Here is a 22584-nt window from a genome sequence, read left to right as displayed (position 1 = left end):
TTTATTCTGAATTTTTCAGATGCTTTTGGGCAAATTCCTCTGTCAGCTGCATTACCTTTTTGAAAATTTCCACCATTTCTATAGTTTGTTTTTCCAATTTATAGAGCATAGCCGCTGCTTTTCTCTCTGAAAAATGCGTGTATAAAAGCTTAACCATCTGATTATAATTAACGCCAACAGCACGAAACTGACTGTGAAATGAGGTCAGTCTCATATAGAAATCCACAGTTCCTTTATCTACTTTAATGGTCTTTATGCTTTTTTCAAAAATACAAGACGTAATAAAATGAGCCTTAACTTTCATTCCCGACTCGTCAAAAAGTTCAAGAAAGCGGGTATGTTCCACCTCATTAAATGAGATCGTATATCGAATCTTGGCAGGATCAGCCTTCGGACGGCGTCCTGTTTTTTTCTGTGGTTTACCATTATGATCCTTCATAATCTATCTAATTAATTATTAAAACATCGACTTCGGAGATTGTTTTTCAGCTCCCGGCAGGGCAAGTTGTTTTGAGCATCCGAAAACGTTTCGAGATGCTCAAAACACAACTTGCCCCTTCGGGTGAAAGGCTAAATCCACAATACAATGGATCCAATCCAGCATTACATGCTCTTACTATGTGTAAAAATTTAGAGCTTAAATCCATTCAATCATCCTTTGACAAAGTAAACCACAATGCTTCACAGATTCTCTGAAGTTCATAAGGCCAAACAAGACCACTGCGAGTCAAAGACAACCACTCAGAAGCTGAATACAAAAGGATGTTATTTATTTGTACAAGAAGGTCGGCAGGACTGATGTATGGCAAAACTGTTTGAGATCTTGAAGGCAAACATTCTGGAATTCAGGAATTCAAGCTTTTCGGACATCCGGAATTCCCGCAGGATAAAGATCAGTCAGGAAGTATGACCTGATATGCGTACATATAGGATTCTAGCAAGAAAGACCAACTGAATGATTGAATTCTTACCGTAAGATTGGATGGCAATAGTGCTTTCAGCCCAGTCAGATTCCCGGAGATCCAGATGTAGTTTAAGACTGCTGGCAAAATGTTATTACTCATATACCGACTACCAATGTTCAACTATAAAATCAAAAAAATGAAAACAGAAAAACAACCAGTCATTATTGCCTTCTCCACTCAAAAAGGAGGCGTGGGAAAAAGTACTTTCACAGCGCTTTTAGCCAGTATTCTTCATTATCGATTGGGTTATCAAGTCGCAGTGTTCGATTGTGACTTCCCGCAATATAGTTTGATACAAATGAGGGAAAGGGATCTTAAAACAGTGATGCAAAATGAGGTGTTAAAAAAAATGGCTCATAAGCAGTTCACCAGCATCAACAAAAAAGCCTACCCTGTTTTCCAAAGCAAAACTGATACGGTTTTGCAAGAGCTTGAAGCGTATGTTGATAATTCCGAAGTTGTTCCGGATATCGTTTTCTTGGATCTTCCCGGAACGGTCAATACGGCTGGCATCTTGAGTACACTTGCCAATGTTCACTATATCTTTTCACCTATAACGGCTGACCGGGTTGTTCTTGAAAGCACCCTGAGTTTTACGGATGTCCTGACCAACGTCTTGGTGAAGAAAAAGCATACTGAGATCAAAAGCATACAGCTGTTCTGGAACCAGGTCGATGGCAGGGAGAAAACACCATTGTATGAAAATTACAACAAGGTAATCAAAGATCTGGGACTTCAATTGATGGAAACATCCATCACAGACAGCAAGAGATTTCGTAAAGAAGGGGAGACGGTTGCAAAAACTGTTTTCCGTTCGACATTACTGCCGGCAGACCCTAAGTTGATGACCATATGCCGATTGGATCAGTTTATGGATGAGTTTTTAAGAATTGTAAAATTGTAAAAAGATGGACAGTGATAAAAAGAACAACGAAGAAAACAATATCGATGAACAATATCTAATGTCTATCATGGCAGGAAATACAAAGAAGGAATCGCAGAACGAGGTACGTGATTCTGAAAAGGAAAAGCCGATCACGAAACCAAAACTGAAGAACCGAAAAAGTCTTGAAAATACCTATGCTGAGCAGTTTCTTACGCATCACACCATGACCAAGCGTGGTGATAAAAGTATCTACATCCGTCCGGAATATCATGAACGACTTTCTCGTATCATCCAGATCATTGCCGAAGATCAAATTCCTTTATATGCTTATCTCGATAATATTTTGGCGTACCATTTTGAAACGTTTGAAAGAGAGATCACCGATGATTTCAACAATAAATACCGTCCAATCTTTTAATTAATCATCTTATGGAACAATTAATCATCATAGCATTATTACTCATAATTATCCTACTAATGTGGGAGAGGAAATCTACAAATCACCATCCTAAGGAAAAAAGTACTGAAACTCACCAAGCTTTGCCCTCTATTATGGGGAAAACAAGGATGGAAAAAAGAAAGTTACAGCCATTTAATGCCGAACAGGGCCAAGGTGAATCTGTCGTAACAAAAGCAAATAATTTTGATTCAGAAACCAAAGAGGAAGTAATTGAAAATACGGCTTCAAAGAAAGAACTTGACGAGATACTTGTCATAAATAATGATTGGGAAGACGAGGAAGAGGACTGGCAGTATCAGGATGATTCTAAAATAGAAAGCGGGTTTGCTACAGGGGTTACCTTTCAGGAATTGAGTACTGCGGGACAGTTGCTTCAGCAAGATGTGCTGGAGCCTGACTTAGAACAACAAGCAGTTACCATTATTCAAAAAATTCAGGGAACCGAGCTTTTTGATCTTTTAGAAAATTCATTGGATGACGCTTCAAAACGAATTGCCGCTTTGTTGAGTAATAGTACTTCGAATGAAGATCAGAGAATTTCTTTCAAGCATAAAGATGGTGCAGAAGGTTTCGATATTGGGGAGTTCATTTAAATGGACTCCCTTTTTTTATAATGCTTTATCAAGTCTTTTGTGGATATAGGAAATAGTATTTAAAATATCCAGAGCCTCTTCCTCGTTGATATCAAATTTGATTTTCGGTTCATGAGCGGTCGAATTTCTGATTAAACCAAAAATTCCCTTTATAAAACTCCCCAAACCGATATGTTCACTTCTATCAGTTGCTGTCAAAAAATTATTAATTTTTATCAATGGTTGCGTGGTAGAAAATGAAGTATCTGCCAAAGCATTACCATCAGTGTGCAAACCCGTCATATCTCTCAATCTGTCAGCAATACTTTTTGTAGCTTCAAAAACTGCATGAAAATAGTTTTCAACCAATAATTCAGCAGTACAATACTCAAAAACTTTTATATGGGTATTTCTATTTTCTAATTTCTGCTTCAAACGGTTTGAACGTTGCTCAGCTTCAGCAATAGTTGTTGCTTTATCTACAATCCTATATTTTCCTTCTTCAGAGAGTTCAACACCAATAAAAAGTAAACGTTTGTTGACTTCCAGCCTACGATTGTGAAATAATTCCTCTTTTTGTAGGTATCTTACCGGCTGTAAAGCGTCTTGTACAAATCGAAGTATGTGATTTGAACATTGATTTTTATTTTGCCAGTCAACAAACGCTGCGTAAAGTCTTTTCCATTTGGTCGCTGTGGGATCAATGTCTGCAATATCAGCATTTAGAAGTATATGCCCAATTTCACTTCCTGTCAGACCATCAACTGTGTCACCGATTGTTTTGCATAATCCTTCTAAGACGGAAGGTGTAAACATGGGACGTTTTATATTGGCCATTATACTTTATTCTTTGATGTTATTATATAATATACCTCATAACATTATGAGATCAATTGCTAAAATACAAAATTATAAAAGCAATTAGGTCATAAAGCGCCAAATATCACCCCTCAAAGACAGTTAAAAAACACCCCGTTTTTCCATAACAAATTTGCTTTTGAGTAATGCAGAGTGCAGTTCTCAGTAACCAACTAAATTTTGTAAAATGGAAAAACAAAGAAAAAAGCTGCTGTTTACGATGTTAGCAATAGTTTTTGCTTCCTGCGCTTTCGCCCAGGGAAACGGTACGGCAGGAATCAACGAAGCGACCCAGATGGTCACCTCTTATTTTGAGCCTGCAACACAACTCATCTATGCGATCGGGGCTGTCGTGGGACTGATCGGTGGGGTTAAGGTTTACAACAAGTTCAGTAGTGGTGATCCCGACACTAGCAAGACTGCTGCCAGCTGGTTTGGTGCGTGTATTTTTCTGATCGTGGCAGCAACGATCCTTCGTTCATTCTTCCTTTAAAATGATGATCATGAATACCTATCATATCAACAAAGGCATCGGAAGGACGGTAGAGTTCAAAGGGCTAAAAGCCCAATACCTGTTCATTTTTGCAGGAGGATTATTGGGGATACTCGTAAGCGTAATGGTCATGTATATGGCTGGTGTCAATACCTATCTCTGCCTTACGATTGGCGGAGCAAGTAGTGCCATACTAATCTGGCAGACCTTCTCGCTGAATGGAAAATACGGCGAGCACGGACTGATGAAATTAGGCGCTCAAAAAAAGCATCCAAAATACATCATCAGCCGCAAATGCATCTATCGCTACCTGAAAAGTAACCTTCAAAAAACTTCAGCATGAGAAATACCTCCAAAGCCGCAACGCTGGAGAGTAAATTTCCACTGCTTGCGATTGAGAACGATTGTATTATTTCAAAAGATGCGGATGTCACGGTTTGCTTCAAGGTCAGACTTCCTGAACTATTCACTGTCGCATCGGCAGAATATGAAGCGATGCACTCAGCCTGGTTCAAGGCCATCAAGACCCTGCCTGACTTTACGGTCGTGCATAAGCAAGACTGATTTATCAAAGAAAACTACAATCCTGATCTTTCGAGAGAAGACCAGAGTTTTCTGTCAAAATCCTTTGAACGACATTTCAATGAGAGACCTTTTTTAAACCATTACTGTTACCTGTTCATCACGAAAACCAGTAAAGAACGAATGCGGATGCAGAGCAACTTTTCGTCCCTCTGCAAGGGTAAGCTGATCCCGAAGGAGATCAAGGACAAAGAAGTGATCAACCGCTTTATGGAAGCTGTCGACCAGTTCGAAAGAATTATAAACGACAGCGGTTACATCCATTTGAAAAGAATGACCGAAGATGAGATCTCAGGAACCGCTGAACAGTCTGGAATATTGGAACAGTACCTGACCTTGTCTAGAGAAGTGAATCCATCATTGCAGGACATCAAACTCGGATCAGAAGAAATGCGTATCGGCAACAACCGTATCAGTATGCATACTTTATCCGATACGGATGATCTGCCTGGGACGGTCTCATCTCATAGCCGATATGAAAAACTGAGCACCGACAGAAGTGACTGCCTATTGTCTTTCGCATCTCCGGTAGGACTCTTATTAAGCTGCAATCACATGTACAACCAATATTTGTTTATTGACAACAGCGAAGAGAACCTGAGTAAATTTGAAAAGTCTGCCAGAAACATGCATTCATTGGCACGATACAGCAGGGCGAACCAGATTAATAAGGAATGGATAGAAAAGTATTTGAATGAAGCCCATTCATACGGTCTGCAATCCGTCCGTGCACATTTCAATGTGATGTCATGGTCTGATAATCCTTCAGAATTGAAACAGCTGAAGAATGATACCGGTAGTGCCTTAGCTTTGATGGAATGCAAGCCCAGACATAATACCACCGACACGGCAACGCTTTACTGGGCGGGTATTCCGGGAAATGCAGGTGACTTTCCGAGTGAGGAAAGCTTTTACACGTTCATCGAACCAGCCTTGTGTTTTTTCACAGAAGAAACCAATTATCAGGACTCCCCATCACCCTTCGGGATCAAGATGGCTGACCGTCTGACCGGAAAGCCTATTCATTTGGATATTTCCGATCTTCCGATGAAGCAGGGGATCATTACCAACCGGAACAAATTTATTTTGGGACCTTCAGGAAGCGGAAAATCATTTTTCACCAACCACATGGTCAGACAGTACTATGAGCAAGGTGCCCACGTGCTGCTGGTTGATACCGGAAATTCTTATCAGGGATTGTGTGAACTGATCAAGGGCAAGACAAAAGGGGAAGACGGCGTGTATTTTACCTATACCGAAGACAATCCGATCGCCTTCAATCCATTCTATACCGATGACGGCGTCTTTGACATTGAAAAGCGAGAAAGTATCAAAACCTTGATTTTGACTTTGTGGAAACGGGATGATGAGCCACCCAAGCGCTCAGAGGAGGTGGCTTTATCCAATGCAGTAAGCGGCTACATTGAACAGATCAAACGCAGTGATCAATTTCCATCGTTCAATGGCTTTTATGACTATGTCACGGATGATTATCAAAAAATCCTTGACCATAAGAAAGTTCGGGAAAAGGATTTTGATATCGCCAACTTTCTCAATGTATTGGAACCATATTATAAAGGTGGAGAGTACGATTACCTGTTAAATTCGGAAAAGCAACTGGATCTGTTGTCCAAGCGCTTTATCGTATTTGAAATTGATGCCATCAAAGATCATAAGATTTTGTTCCCGATCGTGACCATTATCATTATGGAGGTTTTCATCAACAAGATGCGAAGACTCAAGGGCATCAGAAAACTGATCCTCATCGAAGAAGCCTGGAAAGCGATTGCTAAAGAGGGTATGGCAGAGTACATCAAGTACCTATTCAAAACGGTAAGAAAATTCTTCGGAGAAGCTATTGTGGTCACGCAGGAAGTGGACGACATCATCCAGTCACCGATTGTCAAGGAAAGTATCATCAACAATTCAGACTGCAAGATCCTGTTGGATCAGCGTAAGTACATGAACAAATTCGATGATATACAGGCGATGCTTGGGCTCACGGACAAGGAAAAATCCCAAGTGCTTTCCATCAATATGAACAACGATCCGAGAAGACTCTACAAAGAAGTCTGGATCGGACTGGGCGGAACGCACTCTGCGGTCTACGCTACGGAGGTTTCGACCGAAGAATATCTAGCTTATACCACTGAAGAAACAGAGAAGATGGAAGTCATGAATCTCGCTTCGGAACTTGACGGCAATGTAGAACATGCCATCAAGAGGATTTCTTTAAAAAGAATCAAATCGAACAAAGACAATTAATTATTCAATCAATTAAAATTTAAAAACAATGAAAAATTTCATCATCAAAACAGCAATGGTAGCAATTTTCGCAACCGCAACTTACGCAAAAGCACAATTCGTAGTGACCGATCCGGCTAACCTCGCATCAGGAATTCTGAACTCCGCCAATGAAATTGTGCAGACCTCATCAACCGTTTCCAATGTCGTCAAGAACTTCAACGAAGTTAAGAAAGTATATGAGCAGGGTAAGGAATATTATGATAAGTTGAAAGCCATCAATAATCTGGTCAAAGATGCCCGAAAAGTTCAGCAGACCGTTCTGATGGTAGGAGACGTATCAGAAATATACGTCACCAATTTCAGCAAGATGCTCAATGATCCCAACTTCAATGCCCAGGAGCTGACGGCGATCGCAAACGGCTACTCAGCATTACTGACCGAAAGTACAGAACTGCTGAAAGAGCTAAAAGAGATCATTACGGCAAATGGCCTTTCGCTCAATGATAAAGAAAGAATGGATGTGATCGACCGAGTGTACAAAGAGGTCAAAGAGTACCATAATCTTGTAAGATACTACACAAATAAGAATATTTCTGTCAGCTATTTGAGAGCAAAAAAACAGAACAATACCCAAAGGGTATTGGATCTTTACGGTACATCAAATCAAAAATACTGGTAAGATGGAACCTAGCAATTTACACGAAGTCCTTCGTTCGGTCTATGATGAGATGATGCCATTGTGTGCCGATATGGCCGCGGTCGCAAAGGGCGTGGCTGGCCTGGGCGCCTTGTTCTATGTGGCCATCAAGGTATGGCAGTCACTCAGCCGTGCCGAACCGATCGACCTGTTTCCAATGCTAAGACCATTTGCCATCGGCATCTGCATTATGTTCTTTTCAACATTGGTACTGGGAAGTATTAACGGTGTTTTAAGCCCGATCGTTCAGGGTAGCCATTCAATGTTGGAGAATCAGGTGTTGGATCTGAACGAATTGCAGCAAAAAAAAGATCTTCTCGAACGAGAGGCCATGCTCAGGAATCCCGAAATGGCGTATCTGATCTCGGATGAGGAATTTGACAAAAAGCTTGACGAGCTAGGCTGGTCGCCATCTGATCTGGTCACGATGTCAGGAATGTACATTGAGAGAGAAATGTTTGATATTAAGAAGCAGATCAGGGACGGTTTTCGAGAGTTCTTAGAAATCCTCTTCCAGTCCGCAGCGTTGGTGATTGATACAATCCGGACCTTTTTCCTCATTGTACTTTCTATTTTGGGACCCATTGCATTTGCCATCTCTGTATGGGATGGTTTTCAGACCACACTGACGCAATGGCTGACGCGATATATCAGTGTTTATCTATGGTTGCCGGTTGCTGATATTTTCAGTGCCATACTGGCCAAAATTCAAACACTCATCATTGAGAAAGATATTGAAATGCTGGCAGACCCGAACTTCATTCCTGATACTTCTAATACCGTCTACATCATCTATATGGTCATCGGTGTTGTCGGATATTTTACGGTGCCAACTGTCACAGGATGGATCATTCAGGCAGGTGGTGCCGGAAACTTTATGCGCAATGTCAACCAGACCGCTACAAAATCAGGCAACATTGCAGGAGCGGCAGCGGGTTCGGCAACAGGGAATATTTCAGGCAGACTATTAAAATAAAAATACGATCCAATGGAATTTAAAACTTTAAGAAATATAGAGAGCAGCTTCAAGCAGATCCGCTTATTCACCTTTGTTTTTGCGGTACTCTGCTTTGCAGTAGTGGGCGTTGTTGTTATCAAGTCCTACCAATTTGCTGAAGAGCAACGTCAGAAGATCTATGTATTGGATAACGGCAAGTCGCTGATGGTAGCACTCTCGCAGGATATGTCGATCAACAGACCCGTTGAAGCGAGAGAGCATGTAAGACGATTCCATGAATTGTTCTTCACTGTTGCACCGGATAAAAATGCCATTGAAAGCAATGTCAAAAGAGCTTTCAATCTGGCAGACCAGTCTGCATTCGATTATTATAAAGACCTTCAGGAGAAGGGCTATTATAATAGGATCATCTCAGGGAACATCCAGCAGAGGGTCGAGGTTGACAGTGTGGTGGCTGATTTTAACAATTATCCATATTCGGTCAAGACGTATGCAAGACAGTTCATTATCAGGTCCAGTAATCTGACGATACGAAGTCTAATCACCAACTGTTCATTAGTGAACTCCGTGCGGTCAGACAGCAATCCCCAGGGATTTACCATTGAAAAATTCAATGTCGTTGAAAACAAAGATGTTGAAACTGTTGAACGTTAACAATAAGAACAATGAAAAAAATAAGAGATATAATAGAACGCCATGTCTTAAAGGCAGATCAAAAATGGAAAGCGCTACCCACGGTGCAGCAGCGGTTAATGACTAAGCTTTTTTTTGGATGTTATGTCGTTCTTACAGTTGCTGTGCTGGTAAGCATAGCCATTTCGACTGGAAATAAGAATAACACCATCTCGATCAGTCACATCACCACCTTTTCAGACCGCGTTGATGTGGGAAATACTGCAAATGATAACCGCACGAATGCCCCGATTAAAAGATAAACTTATGAAAGATTCAAATACAATTAAGATCACTGAAGGTGATTCACCGCAATCTGAGCAAGAACCAAAAAACTTTCAGAATTCACAGTGGGAGCGACTAAAGAAGCCGGTCATTTATTTTTTGATGGCAGCGTTTTGTGCAGGTTGTTTTTACCTCATTTTTAAGCCTAAGGAGAATACAATTGTTGATGATTCCGGTTTTAATGCGGGTATCCCGCAGGCCAAAGATGATCAGCTGCAATCTGATAAACAAAAAGCGTATGAACAGCAGCTCCTCGAGCAAAAAGATGAAGCGAAAAGAAATGCGATCACCACTTTATCGGATTACTGGTCTGACGAAAACAATCAAGGCAGTAATCCCGACGGAAATCCACTGACAGGCAGTTCGGACGGCCTTCCACCGTCTGATCAGAATGCTGTCAAAAGTTATCGCAATGCGCAGCAAACATTGAGTTCCTTCTACAGTCGTGACGATCGTGAAGTAAATAACCTCAGAAATGAAATCTCCAGATTAAAGAATGAGGCTCTTCAGAACAATGCTGTCCCTGCAGGTATGGGCGTCAATGACCAGCTGGAACTGATGGAGAAATCCTACCAGATGGCTGCCAAGTATCTCCCTGTCAATAATAAGGAGGAGGGATCAGTATCTGGAACAGATGATGTGAAACCATCTACTCAAAAGGATCCGCTTTTCACAGCAGCAAAACCAGTCCGTCAAAATGTTGTCTCATCCTTGTACAGGGAACCGTCAGACAGTGCATTTATAACAAGTTTGAATGATCGTTTTTTTGGATCTGGCCATGATATTAAGGATGACAGGCAAGTCGGTAATGCGATTAAAGGCACTATACAGGAAACAAAGACAGTGACTTCTGAAAGTACTTTATCCATAAGACTTGTGGAAAATATGCGCCTCGGCCGCAAGGAGATTCTCGCCGGAATCTCACTTAAAGCTACAGGAAAGTTTCAAGGTGGGAGACTGCAGCTTATCATTTCATCCATCGAATATCAGGGCAGTATCTACCCAGTAGAAATCAATGTTTATGACAATGATGGTCAGCCAGGTTTGTATGTTCCATATTCACCGGAACAAAATGCCGTAACCGACATTGTGGGCAGTATGGGGCAAACTTCGGGCACCAACATTATGATGACCCAATCAGCAGGTCAACAGATCGCTGCAGACATGAGCAGGGGCGTGTTGCAAGGCTTGTCGGGCTATTTCCAAAAACGAGTCAGACAGCCCAAAGTCACTGTAAAGTCTGGTCACCAGGTATTTCTGATATCTAAAAAATAACAACAAAAATTAAAGAAAAATGAACAAAAATAAAAGTCATTATCTCTTGATAATTCTGTTTCTGCTCTTTGCGAGCAGATCGTCCGCTCAGGATTCTATCTCAAGTCATCTGCCATTGGAAGAGGCAAAATTAAAATCCTTCAAAATGCAGGTCACGTACAACAAGACTTCCCATCTGCTGTTTCCTTCACGAATCCGCTACGTTGACCTCGGAAGTGATCTGTTGATCGCCAGTAAGGCTGATCCTATCGGAAATGTTCTTCGTGTCAAATCTGCCGTCAGGGATTTTGAAGAAGAAACGAATTTTTCGGTAATCACAGAGGATGGGAAGTTTTACAACTTTGATGTCTATTACAGTTCTTTTCCGGACGTGCTCAGTTATGATTTGTTAAAGCAGCAAAGAAGCATGGAACAACAATATTCTACGGATGTTTTGTTTGAAGACCTCAAGGGAAGTTCGTCTTCCCTAACAGAACTGATCATGGAAAATCTGTATGAAAAAAGCCATAGAACGATCAAACACATTGCTTCTAAGAGCTTTGGAATTCAGTTCTCAGTGAGAGCACTCCATGTCAATGACAACAAATACTATTTTACTTTACAGCTTAACAACAGCAGTAATGTAGCCTATGAAATCGAATGGGTCACTTTCAAAATTGTCGACAAGAAGATTTTAAAAAGAACCGTTGTTCAGGACAAATTATTAGTGCCGATTCGGGTCAATATGCCGCTTACTTCAGCTTCTCACCATTCCGACCTGATGGGAATTTATTTATTGGATCAGTTTACGCTTTTGAAAGATCAGGTTTTAGAAATCGAAATTCTGGAAAAAAATGGTGGACGGCATCAGAAAGTAGAACTTGAAAATAAAGATCTCATCAATGCAAGATTGATTAGCGGTTTAACTATAAAATAGAGGTATGATGAAAAAGATATTTTTAATAATAATAGCACTGCTGATGAATATTATGACTTATGCTCAGCAAATGATCCTGAAGCAAAAGGGTTTAGAAGTGTCGTATTCCGTATTTCCGCAGTCTCCTGAGAAATACAATTATGCATTAAGTGCAGGTCTAATTTCCTATGCTAAAAACGGTAATTATCTTTTCGGATATGCGGAATACAACAGACAATATAGCGAATATACCCATTACGATATTCCGATTGATACGTTTTTGTTCAATGGAGGATATAGCCTTTATCTGTGGGGAGACCTGATGCGAAATGTCAATTTAAATCTAGGCATAGGCGGGCTCGCAGGTTATGAACAAATCAATAAGGGAAATGAAATGATCTATGATGGCTCTATTATTAATTCTACCGGGAATTTTATTTACGGTGCCAATGGTAAGCTGTCCTTGGAAAGCTACCTGACGGAACAACTGGTTTTTCTGGTCAATGGTCAATTGCGCTATTTGCAGAATAGTCAGCTTGGACAGCTTCACGCTTTGTTTGGTTTTGGACTGCGATTTAATTTTTAAAATGTTACAAAATGAAAAATGTCATCAAACGTAAATTATCAATATTGTTCAGGTATTCGTTGCTCATGTTTATCGTCAGTTTGCTAATGAATTCTTGTCAAGACAACGATCTGGAAATCCAGCAGGACTTCCCATTCGAGGTTGAAATATTGCCTGTTCCATCGAAAATAGCAGAGAAGGAAACCGTAGAAATTCGTATTTCGCTCCTCACTTCTTCCAATTTTGATGGAACCTCGTACCGAATCCGTTATTTTCAGTTTGAAGGCTCCGGTCAACTTCGCTATTACAACGATGAGCCCTACCTGCCTAATGACGAATATCCATTAAAGCAAAAGCAGTTCAGGCTTTACTACACCTCTCAAGCTTCGGAATCCCATCAGTTCAGTATTTGGATCAAAGATAGTTTTGGAAACGAACGGAAGGTTGATTTTGAATTTGACAATGCGTCGTAAAAAATAACGTTAACTTGTAGATGGCTTGGTGTAAAACCAAGCCGTTTTTTCATAACTAAAATCATAATGACATTCAGAGCAAAATCAGGTCAATAACAGACTGAATAAAGTTTCAGCCTCTTCATTTAGGAGATTGCAAATAAAAAATGAATTATCTGGGATCTAAAATAAGACTGTCAAGTTTTATCTACAATGTCATATCAAACTCTGTAGATCAGAAACTGTCTGATTGCAGTTTCTTCGATCTGTTCGCAGGAACAGGAGCAGTGGGGAATTGTTTTTATAATAAAGTTAAGAGTATTGGGTACAATGACCGTGAATATTACAGCTATGTTCTCAATTCCGCATTTTACAGTGAAGTAGGCGGGCGGCAATACCAGTTGGTACTTGACGAACTCAATCAATTAGAAGGGGTGGAAGGATTTATATTTCAGGAATACTCGGAATCAGGAACGGCAGGGAGATTATATTTCTCCGCAAACAATGGAAAGAAAATTGATGCGATGAGGCTGAACATTGAACAACTGTTTCAATGTTCTGAAATAAATGAGGACTTGTATATTTTGTTGATAGCGACACTTCTTGTCGCCGCAGATAAGATTGCTAACACTGCATCTGTTTATTGCGCTTACTTAAAAAAGTTGAAAAAAACAGCGACGTTTACTATTGAACTAAATCCCATTAAAAGGGCTGTGAGATTAATAGAATATAAAGTCCACAAAGATGATAGCAATATGCTGATTAAAAATATCAAAGGAGACATATTATATTTGGATCCGCCTTACAATGCTAGAGAATACGGATCATACTATCATTTGCTCAATACCATTTCAATTTATGATACCAAATTTAAACCCAAAGGCAAGACCGGAATAAGATCTTATGAAACATCTAGATTCTGCCTGAAAAAAGAAGCGGATAAAGCGCTTCTGGAAATACTCAATACTGCTGATTTTAAGCATATATTTCTTAGCTACAATAATGAGGGTTTCATTTCATCATCCCGAATAAAAGAGATGATGACGGGTTTGGGGTACTATCAATGCTCATCTATAAAATACCCAAGGTTTAAAAGTCATACAGATGATAGAAAGTCCTATACTGAGGAATCTTTACATCATTTAATGAAATATTAAATGGATATTCTAATCAGCAACTTTTTTGAATAGTGAAGATCTTTGTTTTGGAAATTCAAATGTGTTGCTTCGATTGGTTGAAAAAGATGTTTTCGCCCGCAGAAAGAAATAATCTTTTCTCCGTCTTTCAAGAAAGACATAAAAAACTTTCCGCAACTGTTTTGATAAAGAAGGACAAAGAAGGCGTATCAAAAGGGTTGTATCATTATTAATGCGAAAAGACGTTTCCGACCAGCGGAAGGAATTGTCTTTTCGCCGTGTTTGAAAATACACGACAATTCAAATATTGCCGTGTATTTTATTAATTACAGAATCCATTTATAAATGACCTTCGTCGGCAAATGATAAATGATCGGTTGATGTCAGAATGAAATGATCGAGTAATTTAAGGTTTAAAAATTCTGATGCGCTCTTAATGCTCTGCGTAATTTTCAGATCCTCGGCAGAAGGTTTTAAATTTCCGGAGGGGTGATTATGTGCCAGTATCACAGCTGAAGCGTTGCAAAGCAGTGCCGCCTGCATAATAATACGGACATCGACAACAGTGGAAGAAATTCCTGATTCAGAAATTTTTCTAATTCCCAAAACCTTGTGAGCCTGATTGAGATACAGCGCAAAAAAAGATTCTCTGTAATCCATTTCATCACGGTCAAAGTACTCGCGGAATACCTCAACGGCATCTCTTGAACTACCGACCAATTTCTCAGAATTTCCTTTTCTGGAATAACTTAATTTTATCTCGTTGACAATATTGAATTTCATAGGTGTTGCTCTTGTACGGCAGAGACTTGAATTTCCCGTACTTAAATTTTAAAACTGATAGTTAATTCATAATTAAAGTTTCTGCGCCAGATCGGGCAAACTTGTCGCAAAGATCAAAAGCCTTTTGAGACTTCAACTGTGCGGTTCCTCCTAAGACTATGGATTGAAGTTTGGCTTCGTTATCCTTGTAATTTCTGACATTCTGAAAGTAACCTGTAACAGCATTGTAAGCACCAAACAAAGTTCCTTTCGTTGTCTCCATTTGTTGGCTTTCGCTGATCATCGCATAGGCAAATGCATCTTCAACGGTATTTTTAAATATGGTTGACAGATCATCAAAATTTCCTTTTTGTAAATGGTTCAGCATTACTTTATTAGGACACAGTGCCAATTGGATCAACTTTTTCATTTCATCATCACCGACCGTAATTTTTGCCCAATGGTTAAAGGTACTTTCTAATTCATTACTCAATTTATTCGCTAATCCCATGACTTTGTGGGCATCTTCCAAGCGTTGTTTTGCTCCTGCTGTATGTCTGATTCGTACCACATTGCTTATATTTTTTAGAGAAGCATTCAAGGTATTTTGACAGACAATGCGGACAGGGGTAAATGCGGCGGTGATGCTTCCGCTCCCATCGTGCGAGGTGGTAAGGAATATATATTTCTCTGTAATATCGTCACCGTTACCAACTCTTATGTAATCGGGTAATTTGGCGGTGATAAAAATGCGTTCACCATTTCCTAAAGCTCCTGCGGTCTCGTACAAGATTCCTTTTCCACCGCCTACAATAGCATCAAAAAATGAAAAGGCTTCACGGTTTTGTACGATATGGTAGTCTCTACCGACCACGCCTAAAACGGTGTTGTTATCGGTGCGGATATTAGCAAAATAGTTAGAAACTTCCAATTCTGAATCGATCATTTCTATTCCGTTGCTATTTTCTATAATGCCTGCACCTTTTGTAAATAGGGGAGACTTTTCTACCTCGTAGTCAAGTCCTGCAAATTTGATGGCTTCTTCACTTGTTGGGTATTCTTCTACGACCTGCCCCAAGTTGTGCCATGCTTTTTCCCTTACACTGAAAAATGAATATTTTCCTGTTCTGTTGTTGAAATTTAAATTATGTGCCATGATTTTGATATTTTGATTGTTAGAGAATTTTGGTTGATTGTTTTAAAATGGTAGGTCATCATCCTTGTCAGTGTCGTTGGATTTAGAATTGGAAATTTCCTTCCTATCTGTTTTGTTCGCCTTAGTAGAGATGTTTTCGGTTCTTTTACCACTACTGTGAACTTTGATCTGTGAGGTGTGGAAATTCAGACCTGCGTGAGGTTCTCCGTCTTTTCCCAACCATGCAGAGGTGTAGGCTCTTCCGCTTAACTCTACCAAAGTGCCTTTTGTTAAAAGATCGGCCACTTTTGGAGAGATCCAATAGGCGCACTCAAAATAGGTGGTCTGTTCGATCCGTTCGCCCTGTTTGTTGCGATAATTGTCATTCGTAGCAATTGAAAAATTAACTACCTGTTTTTCATTGGACAAGTTGCGCACTTCCGCATCCCTTGTCAGTCTTCCGATAATGTTCATAACCCTAGGTTTTTTAAGATTGTACATTTTGATCTGTTTTCAATCTTTTCTCCGACCCGTCCCCAAAAAGCCTTTCAGGCTTCGCTGAATATTTTTCAAAAGAAAAACCGGAAAAAAGAAAGCAGATAATCTTAGCGGACAAAGAGGGAAGCCAAAAGGAAACGGAATAATTGGAGGGTACCTTTAGGGAGGAAACCGTTTATGCCGTAGTCTTTTTGCTGGATTAAGAATTGGATGACCGATATACCTTAGCTGCCTTTTTACCGGTTGCTTGTAAAAAATTCAAGTACTTAAAAGTTATTTTCTTTCCCAAATGACTTATAGGCTGTTATAAACGAAATAATGTTAATTGTAATTATGCATCTATTATCATGATTTCTCATTTTCTAGGAATTTTTTAGCGAAAGTAATTCGCCTCCGGGTTTCCAAAAGTTCTTCATGCTCGTTTGGGATTTCAATGTTTGCCCCAAAGTTCTCATTCTAAGCTAAAAAGGCAAGGATATGAAATGATGGATATTAATGAAAAAATCATTGATTCCGAAACAAGATATGTGTTATTCGAAAGAGAGGCTTTAAAATCTAAATAAGCAAATCGTAGAAAGGCTAGGAAGGTTTTTTTGTCGATTATTATAATATATTAGGAAGTTTATTTGATCTCCAAAAAGAGAATTTCTTAAGAAATAACTGGAACTTTCGGAAAATACTAGACACTGTCTCGTAATTCTGTATTGGCGATGTTGTATTCCTACTGTATTCGTGTGATGAAAAATTAAGATGAGTATGAGAGAATTTCTATGAAATAGAGGCAGCTCAAAACAGTTTGAGGATTGAGAACTTGCCGGCAATTTAACGTGGCAAATACTCGCGATAACGCATTTCAAACAGTGCCAAGTTGTATGATAATATACAAATATCTAAATTTGCGGCTATGGAGGGAGACGCTCAATTACCGAAATTACGATTGTCTGATTTTAGTCCTATGGAACAAAAGCAGGCGATTCTGGCTGCAATTGTCGCATCTACGGATGATGCAATTATTAGTAAAACACTTGATGGAATTATTAGCAGTTGGAATCCTGCTGCCATAAAGATGTTTGGTTATACAGAAGATGAAGCAATTGGTAAACATATTTCCCTAATTATTCCTGATGATCGATTAGATGAAGAAGCTTTTATTATCAGCCAGATAAAAGCGGGAGAAAAAGTCGAACATTTTGAAACTGTCAGAATGGCGAAGGATGGCAAATTTATTTCCTTGTCACTGACTATATCTCCAATTCTAGATGGAGACGGGAAGGTTATAGGTGCATCAAAAATTGCACGTGATATCTCGGAGCGCAAAAAAGCCCGTGAGAAACAGGCAATGCTTGCATCCATTGTTTCCGCCTCAGATGATGCAATCATTAGTAAAACGTTACAAGGAATTATTACCAGTTGGAATCCTGCTGCTATAAAGATGTTTGGTTATACAGAAGATGAAGCCATCGGTAAACATATTTCGCTCATTATTCCTGATGACAGGTTAGATGAAGAGACCTACATTATTGGAGAAGTTAGCAAAGGTATAAAAGTCGACCACTTTCAAACGATCCGTAAAACGAAAGATGGGAAATTGGTGCCGCTCTCTTTAACGGTGTCCCCGGTTATCAATGAAAGTGGCAATATCATTGGGGCTTCTAAGATAGCTAGAGACATTAGTGCGGAGCAGGCGTCACAGCAGGAAACTGCTAGATTGTATGAGCATCTGAAAGTGCTGAATGCAAAAAAAGATGATTTTATAGCGCTTGCGAGCCATGAGCTCAAAACACCTCTCACCAGCATGAGCGCTTATTTGCAAATTCTCGCAAGACTGGAACAGGATGTAAAAAATAAAACATTTGTAGATAAGTTGCAACATCAGTTAAAGAAACTTTCTTCACTTGTGGATGATCTTCTGGATGTTTCTAAGATTGAAGCAGGTAAGATGCGTTTCGAAAAAGAGGATTTTGATCTTAAGGAGGTTATTGAAGAAGCTATCGATATGATTATCCACGCAAATCCTGGCTATAGTATAACTTTTGAGAATGCAAGTCCCAAATGTATCGTCAACGGCGATTCGCACCGAATTGAGCAGGTCGTAATAAATCTTATGACCAATGCCATACGTTATTCACCCAATAGCAATAGTTTAAAAATATATTTGATTGAAGCATCTAATGAAATAAAATTAGGTGTCGAAGATTATGGGATTGGCATTGCGCAAGAAAAATTGCAAAATATTTTTTCCAGATATTACCGTGTTGAAGGCAGCAACGGTAAAGTTTCAGGTTTGGGTATCGGTCTTTATATCTGCCATGAGATCGTAAGCAGACATAATGGAAGAATATGGGCAGACAGTACTCTGGGTAAAGGCAGTACATTTTGGTTCGCCTTACCTCGCTAATACAACCTCGGATAGGTATATCATTCCTTTGAATTATTTATACTTCCTGCCTGGCAATATTTAAAGAAGAATTAACAGAATATACGGCTATAATAAATCTGCAGCAATGCTTTTTAAACAAAACAATAACCATAAAACAACGCATTTTTTGATCTAGCAGAATAATTGTATCGATCGAAACTTCTATTTATTTTATGAATGCAAGTCCGCACGTCCACTGATTTTTAAGTTGGCAAAATGCTTAGCCTCTGTATATCTTTAAATAAATAATCTATAATCATAACTTCGACCCTCAAATCTAGACAGTAGCTTACCAATCTTAGCAATTTGGTTAGACGAGTCGATTGTAGAGGGCAACTTAGAATAGAGATCTAGTGAGTTCCAATTCATTTTTGTTAGACCAAGAATCTCTGTAGCGATTACATCTATATTCGATTCTCCGTAGTGTTTAGTAATTTTAACAGGCGCAGGAATGCTTCGGCCACCAAGATAAAATTTGTAATTTGGCTGTTTTACAGAAGGAACTATTCCATGTGTCCATAACAATGCCGTCTTTTTATTAGTGACAATGCAAGTACCTCTTGATATTGGAAACTTATCAATTTGAAGATTATTCTGATAAACACTCATCGCAAGAAATTTTGCGTCAGTATCATAATTAATTTCTATCAGATCAATCTTTTTGATACCAGCCTGATTAAGACTTGCCTTTATACCATTAATTTCATCTTCGGTAAATCGTGTGCGCTTATGAATAACTACCCTTTCAGGAAGTGAATCTAAAGACTCGTAAAAAAGTTCCCTAATTGATACTCCAAACTGAAATGCGTCTTTATAAGAAAGATAAGGGTTATTTTGTTTATCCAAAAAATAATTATCGATTTTTGAAAGTCTATATTTCAATCCCTGACCATTAGAATCATATATGTGACTGCAGCCGATTACAATTTCGTGTTTGTTTTTGATTTTTGAAACACTGTAACCTATGCCCGCATAAGCAGTTTTTCTTTCTTGATTATTTAAGATCCAAGGCGTTCTTAGTGATTTTACATAAAATGAAAGTGAAAGCCACCAATATATTTGACATTTCAGTTTGTCATCAAGCGTATCTTCTCTAATAAGTTGGGTTGATATTCCTTTTGATGCTGCAAAAGCCTTGATATAATCATGAAGATCAAAACTCTCTGTTTCATTTATATATGTTTCAAATGGCTGCCATTCTAAAGGTATGAATATTACAACTGTACTCGAACTTTGAATAGCAGAAATCTTTTGGATTCTGTCTGTTATAAGTCTGGCCAAAGCGATTGCGTTTTCATGAGTCTGCTTTGAGTTCTCCGCTACAAACTCAATGTTCATCCACATGGTGTTATCATTGGTTGCCGGAATATTAATGGGAATATTAAACGCCGATACAAACCCTGGATAATCTATCAGGTAGTCCGTATTAATGTTTTGTGTGGAATGTCGTGAATTAATGGCTGAAAGGAAGCTGAAAAATCTTTCTGAGTATTTACCTCCGCATACAACTGAAAGGTTAATTTCATTTGAATGAATAATTCCATTAAGGTTCACATCATACGGACGATTATTAATAAGTCCCCGCATTGGATGATAGTCCTTGAAATCATTGTCGCTAGAGGTATTTTTAAAGATCAACTGCGGTTCCAAGAATTGTACTCCTCGAAATTGAGTCTGCTTTCCATTATAATTCTGTGGAGCATATGAACGATATTTGTTGTCGATGACGTCGATTTCTCCATACGCTGTATTTGAGCTGATCTGAAATTCAAAACCTGTTCCTGAATTTGGCGGATATTCAAAAATCAGTTTTCTATTGTTAAATAATAGTCCGTTCCACAGTTGCAGTTCCTCGTCATATTTATGATTGTAAAGCTTTTCTAGAATGTTCTTACTGATCTGCTGTTTTAGAGATTTTGAAATTTCTTTGGTGGAGTTTAAATAAACTGTCGGTGCAATAGCTAAATAACCGAAGCCAGAGTTCTTGTCAAAATAGAGCGAGATGTAAATCGCTTTATGAACAGTTATGTCACCTTGTTGGCTGATGTGAGTCTTCATCCAAATTTTATCTCTGTAATTTGAGTTTACCTGCGTAGTAGAGCAGAAGAATTTTAAGATGGCATTTAGCATCAGGTTTTTAAAAACAGTGACGTTCTCTACATCTTGACGTGAAATCTGTTCCCTTTTAATATCAGTTTTAAGGTAAGCTCTAAATACAGAATTAATCTCACTTAATGTACCCAGTGCAAAAACTTTACCTTTAAATGGAACTGCTGAAATACTTGTGTTTTCTGTAATTTTTCTTAAGAAAGCCCACGGTCTTTCGTTTTTATAATCTATTTCAAATTGAAATACTTCCCGGGGAAACACAACAGGGTGAAGATTGCTTTTTATGTATTTATCGGTTTTGGTGAAATTTAGTTTGAAATCTGTATTTACCGTTTCCTGATCGTCAGATATTTCAAGGACTTTTTGAATTTTGTCAGAGATTTCCTTATTGTCTTCAAAAATTGTCTTAGTAAGGTGAATTAAGGTTTTGTCGAATCCATCTGTAGAAATGTAAAATGCTTCTCTGCCAGATTTTCTCACATGTTCGATAAGTTCTTGTACTTCAATATTCATATTGTCACCATGCCCGCACCAGTATAATCTGCCAGTGCCTCTTTTGGAGAATGCAGACTTCAAAGCATTCATTAGTGAGACATCACGGCCACTATATCCAGCGACAATAAGATTTTTATCCGAATGGTAGTTTGCAAGTTGTTCTTGGAAAATTTCGTGCTGTGAGTCAAGTTCATTATCAGTGTTTTTTAATGTTGAGTATTTATAGTCACCATGTAATGCGATACACATTAATTCCTTTGTACTTTGGTTTCTAAATATGCGTTCAGCATTATCAAGCGTGATTTCGATCGGTGTTAGATTATTTTGGTGTGCGGCTTTTACCATAAGACCGTCAAAATTCGTCGTCCACACTGACTTCACGATGCCTTGTCCTGCTAAGAAACATAATAGTTTATAACCAATATATGGTTGTTTGTTTTCAATGAGGCTAAAAAAATACTTTCTTCGATCTTCAGCAATAGGATAGGCCTTTTCTGCATAGTAAGAATACTCTTCCGAAGCATCAATCTTCGGAAAGCCTCCATGGTTATCGATCCATTTTTGTATACTTATCCGTACATTTTCATTCTTGTGATTTTTGTAGTATTCAGCTGCATTTATATTTTTTGAAATATAAATATCACGCTTCCACTCCCAAATGCAGTCGTACGCAGATTGTATGCCTGAGCTTATTGAAGCTCCAGCGCCAAGAAGAAAGGAGTGGGGGACATCAATATTTCTTTTAATTGATCGCAAGAATGCGTCATAATCTAAATGTAAATTTTCTTCAATTATCATGGGTTGTATAATCCTATTTTTTAGCGTGGCCTCTGCATTTTTATGTTGATAAATATAGTATAAAATTTTTACAGGTTTTAATATTTTTAATGACAGAAAATTTAAATATCATATAGTAGAAATAATTCTTTTAGTGTTCTAGACTAAGAACAAAAATTAAATTGTGTGTAAGGTTTCCCGTAAATATATCTGGATTTTTTAATTAGGGGTTGTGCTATTTATTATTTATTATGCCAATAACGGCAAAAAAACTTATATTTGCATCGTGAAAATTGTGTAATTTTTGCCGATGAAGGCTATCTAGAATCTTATGAAATATATATCAGTAGCAGAATTTTCCAAAAAATGGAACATACCTGAAAGAACTGTC

General features: G+C 38.7%; 22 protein-coding genes and 1 pseudogene. 16 read left to right on the top strand and 7 right to left on the bottom strand.

Annotated elements, in window-relative coordinates; genetic code table 11:
• Position 1: 1 nt before the first annotated feature.
• Both mobA and BMW39_RS19340 read right to left on the bottom strand, forming a co-directional pair.
• Positions 2-439 (bottom strand): conjugal transfer protein MobA, encoded by a 438-nt coding sequence (gene mobA, locus BMW39_RS15960; protein ID WP_034978597.1) that lies wholly within the window; start codon positions 437-439, stop codon positions 2-4.
• A 454-nt stretch (positions 440-893) separates the two neighbouring features.
• Complete coding sequence (locus tag BMW39_RS19340) at positions 894-1064, bottom strand: hypothetical protein (RefSeq protein WP_175459336.1); 171 nt, start codon at positions 1062-1064, stop codon at positions 894-896.
• Between the two features lie 37 nt (positions 1065-1101).
• Here BMW39_RS19340 and BMW39_RS15955 point away from each other — a divergent pair, with 37 nt between their 5' ends.
• The 3 genes from BMW39_RS15955 to BMW39_RS15945 are packed head-to-tail and all read left to right on the top strand — an operon-like array spanning position 1102 to position 2904.
• Entirely contained in the window at positions 1102-1869 is a 768-nt protein-coding gene (locus BMW39_RS15955; protein WP_034978688.1) for a ParA family protein, read from the top strand.
• A 4-nt stretch (positions 1870-1873) separates the two neighbouring features.
• Positions 1874-2269 carry a DUF3408 domain-containing protein gene (locus tag BMW39_RS15950; RefSeq protein WP_034978599.1) on the top strand — a complete coding sequence of 132 codons (396 nt, stop codon included), beginning with the start codon at positions 1874-1876 and terminating at the stop codon, positions 2267-2269.
• An 11-nt stretch (positions 2270-2280) separates the two neighbouring features.
• Positions 2281-2904, top strand: coding sequence for a hypothetical protein (locus BMW39_RS15945; protein WP_034978601.1), 624 nt, complete (start codon positions 2281-2283; stop codon positions 2902-2904).
• A gap of 15 nt (positions 2905-2919) precedes the next feature.
• On the opposite strand, the gene BMW39_RS15940 is transcribed toward BMW39_RS15945, so the two are convergent.
• The gene (locus BMW39_RS15940; protein WP_034978603.1) at positions 2920-3720 is read right to left on the bottom strand and encodes a TIGR02391 family protein; all 801 of its coding nucleotides are present in this window, start codon (positions 3718-3720) and stop codon (positions 2920-2922) included.
• Positions 3721-3928: 208 nt separating this feature from the next.
• On the opposite strand from BMW39_RS15940, the gene BMW39_RS15935 reads away from it, so the two are divergent.
• From BMW39_RS15935 to BMW39_RS15880, 12 genes and pseudogenes are all read left to right on the top strand, one after another.
• Positions 3929-4234, top strand: a complete 306-nt coding sequence (locus BMW39_RS15935) for a DUF4134 domain-containing protein (protein WP_034978605.1) — start codon at positions 3929-3931, stop codon at positions 4232-4234.
• A gap of 10 nt (positions 4235-4244) precedes the next feature.
• Positions 4245-4577, top strand: a complete 333-nt coding sequence (locus BMW39_RS15930; RefSeq protein WP_034978690.1) for a DUF4133 domain-containing protein — start codon at positions 4245-4247, stop codon at positions 4575-4577.
• Positions 4574-7081, top strand: a pseudogene (locus tag BMW39_RS15925) (TraG family conjugative transposon ATPase). The gene BMW39_RS15930 and the pseudogene BMW39_RS15925 overlap by 4 nt, the downstream one beginning before the upstream one ends.
• Positions 7082-7109: 28 nt before the next feature.
• Complete coding sequence (locus BMW39_RS15920) at positions 7110-7742, top strand: DUF4141 domain-containing protein (RefSeq protein ID WP_051880050.1); 633 nt, start codon at positions 7110-7112, stop codon at positions 7740-7742.
• Position 7743: 1 nt separating this feature from the next.
• Positions 7744-8736 carry a conjugative transposon protein TraJ gene (gene traJ / locus BMW39_RS15915; protein WP_034978607.1) on the top strand — a complete coding sequence of 331 codons (993 nt, stop codon included), beginning with the start codon at positions 7744-7746 and terminating at the stop codon, positions 8734-8736.
• A gap of 12 nt (positions 8737-8748) precedes the next feature.
• On the top strand, positions 8749-9372 hold the full coding sequence (gene traK / locus BMW39_RS15910; protein ID WP_034978609.1) for a conjugative transposon protein TraK: 624 nt from the start codon (positions 8749-8751) through the stop codon (positions 9370-9372).
• Positions 9373-9383: 11 nt separating this feature from the next.
• A complete protein-coding gene (locus BMW39_RS15905) occupies positions 9384-9653 on the top strand; it encodes a hypothetical protein (RefSeq protein ID WP_051880051.1) in 270 nt (89 codons plus the stop codon).
• Between the two features lie 4 nt (positions 9654-9657).
• On the top strand, positions 9658-10950 hold the full coding sequence (gene traM / locus BMW39_RS15900; protein WP_034978694.1) for a conjugative transposon protein TraM: 1293 nt from the start codon (positions 9658-9660) through the stop codon (positions 10948-10950).
• A 19-nt stretch (positions 10951-10969) separates the two neighbouring features.
• The gene (gene traN, locus BMW39_RS15895; RefSeq protein ID WP_034978612.1) at positions 10970-11866 is read left to right on the top strand and encodes a conjugative transposon protein TraN; all 897 of its coding nucleotides are present in this window, start codon (positions 10970-10972) and stop codon (positions 11864-11866) included.
• A gap of 7 nt (positions 11867-11873) precedes the next feature.
• Positions 11874-12431 carry a conjugal transfer protein TraO gene (locus tag BMW39_RS15890; RefSeq protein ID WP_051880052.1) on the top strand — a complete coding sequence of 186 codons (558 nt, stop codon included), beginning with the start codon at positions 11874-11876 and terminating at the stop codon, positions 12429-12431.
• A gap of 11 nt (positions 12432-12442) precedes the next feature.
• Positions 12443-12883, top strand: a complete 441-nt coding sequence (locus tag BMW39_RS15885; RefSeq protein WP_034978616.1) for a DUF3872 domain-containing protein — start codon at positions 12443-12445, stop codon at positions 12881-12883.
• A 146-nt stretch (positions 12884-13029) separates the two neighbouring features.
• Positions 13030-14019 (top strand): DNA adenine methylase, encoded by a 990-nt coding sequence (locus tag BMW39_RS15880; protein WP_034978618.1) that lies wholly within the window; start codon positions 13030-13032, stop codon positions 14017-14019.
• Between the two features lie 318 nt (positions 14020-14337).
• Here the strand turns inward: BMW39_RS15880 and BMW39_RS15875 are convergent, their stop codons facing one another.
• From BMW39_RS15875 to BMW39_RS15865, 3 genes are all read right to left on the bottom strand, one after another.
• Positions 14338-14781, bottom strand: coding sequence for a JAB domain-containing protein (locus BMW39_RS15875; protein WP_034978620.1), 444 nt, complete (start codon positions 14779-14781; stop codon positions 14338-14340).
• A 61-nt stretch (positions 14782-14842) separates the two neighbouring features.
• Positions 14843-15916, bottom strand: coding sequence for a DUF932 domain-containing protein (locus tag BMW39_RS15870; RefSeq protein WP_034978622.1), 1074 nt, complete (start codon positions 15914-15916; stop codon positions 14843-14845).
• Between the two features lie 42 nt (positions 15917-15958).
• On the bottom strand, positions 15959-16369 hold the full coding sequence (locus tag BMW39_RS15865) for a single-stranded DNA-binding protein (protein WP_034978696.1): 411 nt from the start codon (positions 16367-16369) through the stop codon (positions 15959-15961).
• Positions 16370-17297: 928 nt separating this feature from the next.
• Between BMW39_RS15865 and BMW39_RS15860 the strand changes: the two genes are divergently transcribed.
• Positions 17298-18791 carry a sensor histidine kinase gene (locus BMW39_RS15860; RefSeq protein WP_051880053.1) on the top strand — a complete coding sequence of 498 codons (1494 nt, stop codon included), beginning with the start codon at positions 17298-17300 and terminating at the stop codon, positions 18789-18791.
• 258 nt (positions 18792-19049) lie between these two features.
• Here BMW39_RS15860 and BMW39_RS15855 read toward each other — a convergent pair whose 3' ends face one another.
• Positions 19050-22214, bottom strand: coding sequence for an SIR2 family protein (locus tag BMW39_RS15855; RefSeq protein WP_034978624.1), 3165 nt, complete (start codon positions 22212-22214; stop codon positions 19050-19052).
• Positions 22215-22584: the final 370 nt, after the last annotated feature.

It is taken from the genome of Epilithonimonas lactis, assembly GCF_900110605.1.
GTDB classification, from domain to species: Bacteria; Bacteroidota; Bacteroidia; order Flavobacteriales; family Weeksellaceae; genus Epilithonimonas; species Epilithonimonas lactis.
Note: the sequence above shows the minus strand (reverse complement) of the source record. Positions and strands in the feature narration are given on the sequence as shown.

Bases quoted from the DNA above. Each gene is read 5' to 3' on its own strand.
- BMW39_RS15870 (WP_034978622.1), bottom strand. From the start codon at position 15,916: ATGGCACATAATTTAAATTTCAACAACAGAACAGGAAAATATTCATTT.
- BMW39_RS15935 (WP_034978605.1), top strand. From the start codon at position 3,929: ATGGAAAAACAAAGAAAAAAGCTGCTGTTTACGATGTTAGCAATAGTT.
- BMW39_RS15875 (WP_034978620.1), bottom strand. From the start codon at position 14,781: ATGAAATTCAATATTGTCAACGAGATAAAATTAAGTTATTCCAGAAAA.
- BMW39_RS15865 (WP_034978696.1), bottom strand. From the start codon at position 16,369: ATGAACATTATCGGAAGACTGACAAGGGATGCGGAAGTGCGCAACTTG.
- traN (WP_034978612.1), top strand. From the start codon at position 10,970: ATGAACAAAAATAAAAGTCATTATCTCTTGATAATTCTGTTTCTGCTC.
- BMW39_RS19340 (WP_175459336.1), bottom strand. From the start codon at position 1,064: ATGAGTAATAACATTTTGCCAGCAGTCTTAAACTACATCTGGATCTCC.
- BMW39_RS15920 (WP_051880050.1), top strand. From the start codon at position 7,110: ATGAAAAATTTCATCATCAAAACAGCAATGGTAGCAATTTTCGCAACC.
- BMW39_RS15880 (WP_034978618.1), top strand. From the start codon at position 13,030: ATGAATTATCTGGGATCTAAAATAAGACTGTCAAGTTTTATCTACAAT.
- BMW39_RS15940 (WP_034978603.1), bottom strand. From the start codon at position 3,720: ATGGCCAATATAAAACGTCCCATGTTTACACCTTCCGTCTTAGAAGGA.
- traK (WP_034978609.1), top strand. From the start codon at position 8,749: ATGGAATTTAAAACTTTAAGAAATATAGAGAGCAGCTTCAAGCAGATC.
- BMW39_RS15930 (WP_034978690.1), top strand. From the start codon at position 4,245: ATGAATACCTATCATATCAACAAAGGCATCGGAAGGACGGTAGAGTTC.
- BMW39_RS15905 (WP_051880051.1), top strand. From the start codon at position 9,384: ATGAAAAAAATAAGAGATATAATAGAACGCCATGTCTTAAAGGCAGAT.
- BMW39_RS15955 (WP_034978688.1), top strand. From the start codon at position 1,102: ATGAAAACAGAAAAACAACCAGTCATTATTGCCTTCTCCACTCAAAAA.
- BMW39_RS15950 (WP_034978599.1), top strand. From the start codon at position 1,874: ATGGACAGTGATAAAAAGAACAACGAAGAAAACAATATCGATGAACAA.
- BMW39_RS15860 (WP_051880053.1), top strand. From the start codon at position 17,298: ATGGAGGGAGACGCTCAATTACCGAAATTACGATTGTCTGATTTTAGT.
- BMW39_RS15855 (WP_034978624.1), bottom strand. From the start codon at position 22,214: ATGATAATTGAAGAAAATTTACATTTAGATTATGACGCATTCTTGCGA.
- BMW39_RS15890 (WP_051880052.1), top strand. From the start codon at position 11,874: ATGAAAAAGATATTTTTAATAATAATAGCACTGCTGATGAATATTATG.
- traJ (WP_034978607.1), top strand. From the start codon at position 7,744: ATGGAACCTAGCAATTTACACGAAGTCCTTCGTTCGGTCTATGATGAG.
- traM (WP_034978694.1), top strand. From the start codon at position 9,658: ATGAAAGATTCAAATACAATTAAGATCACTGAAGGTGATTCACCGCAA.
- mobA (WP_034978597.1), bottom strand. From the start codon at position 439: ATGAAGGATCATAATGGTAAACCACAGAAAAAAACAGGACGCCGTCCG.
- BMW39_RS15945 (WP_034978601.1), top strand. From the start codon at position 2,281: ATGGAACAATTAATCATCATAGCATTATTACTCATAATTATCCTACTA.
- BMW39_RS15885 (WP_034978616.1), top strand. From the start codon at position 12,443: ATGAAAAATGTCATCAAACGTAAATTATCAATATTGTTCAGGTATTCG.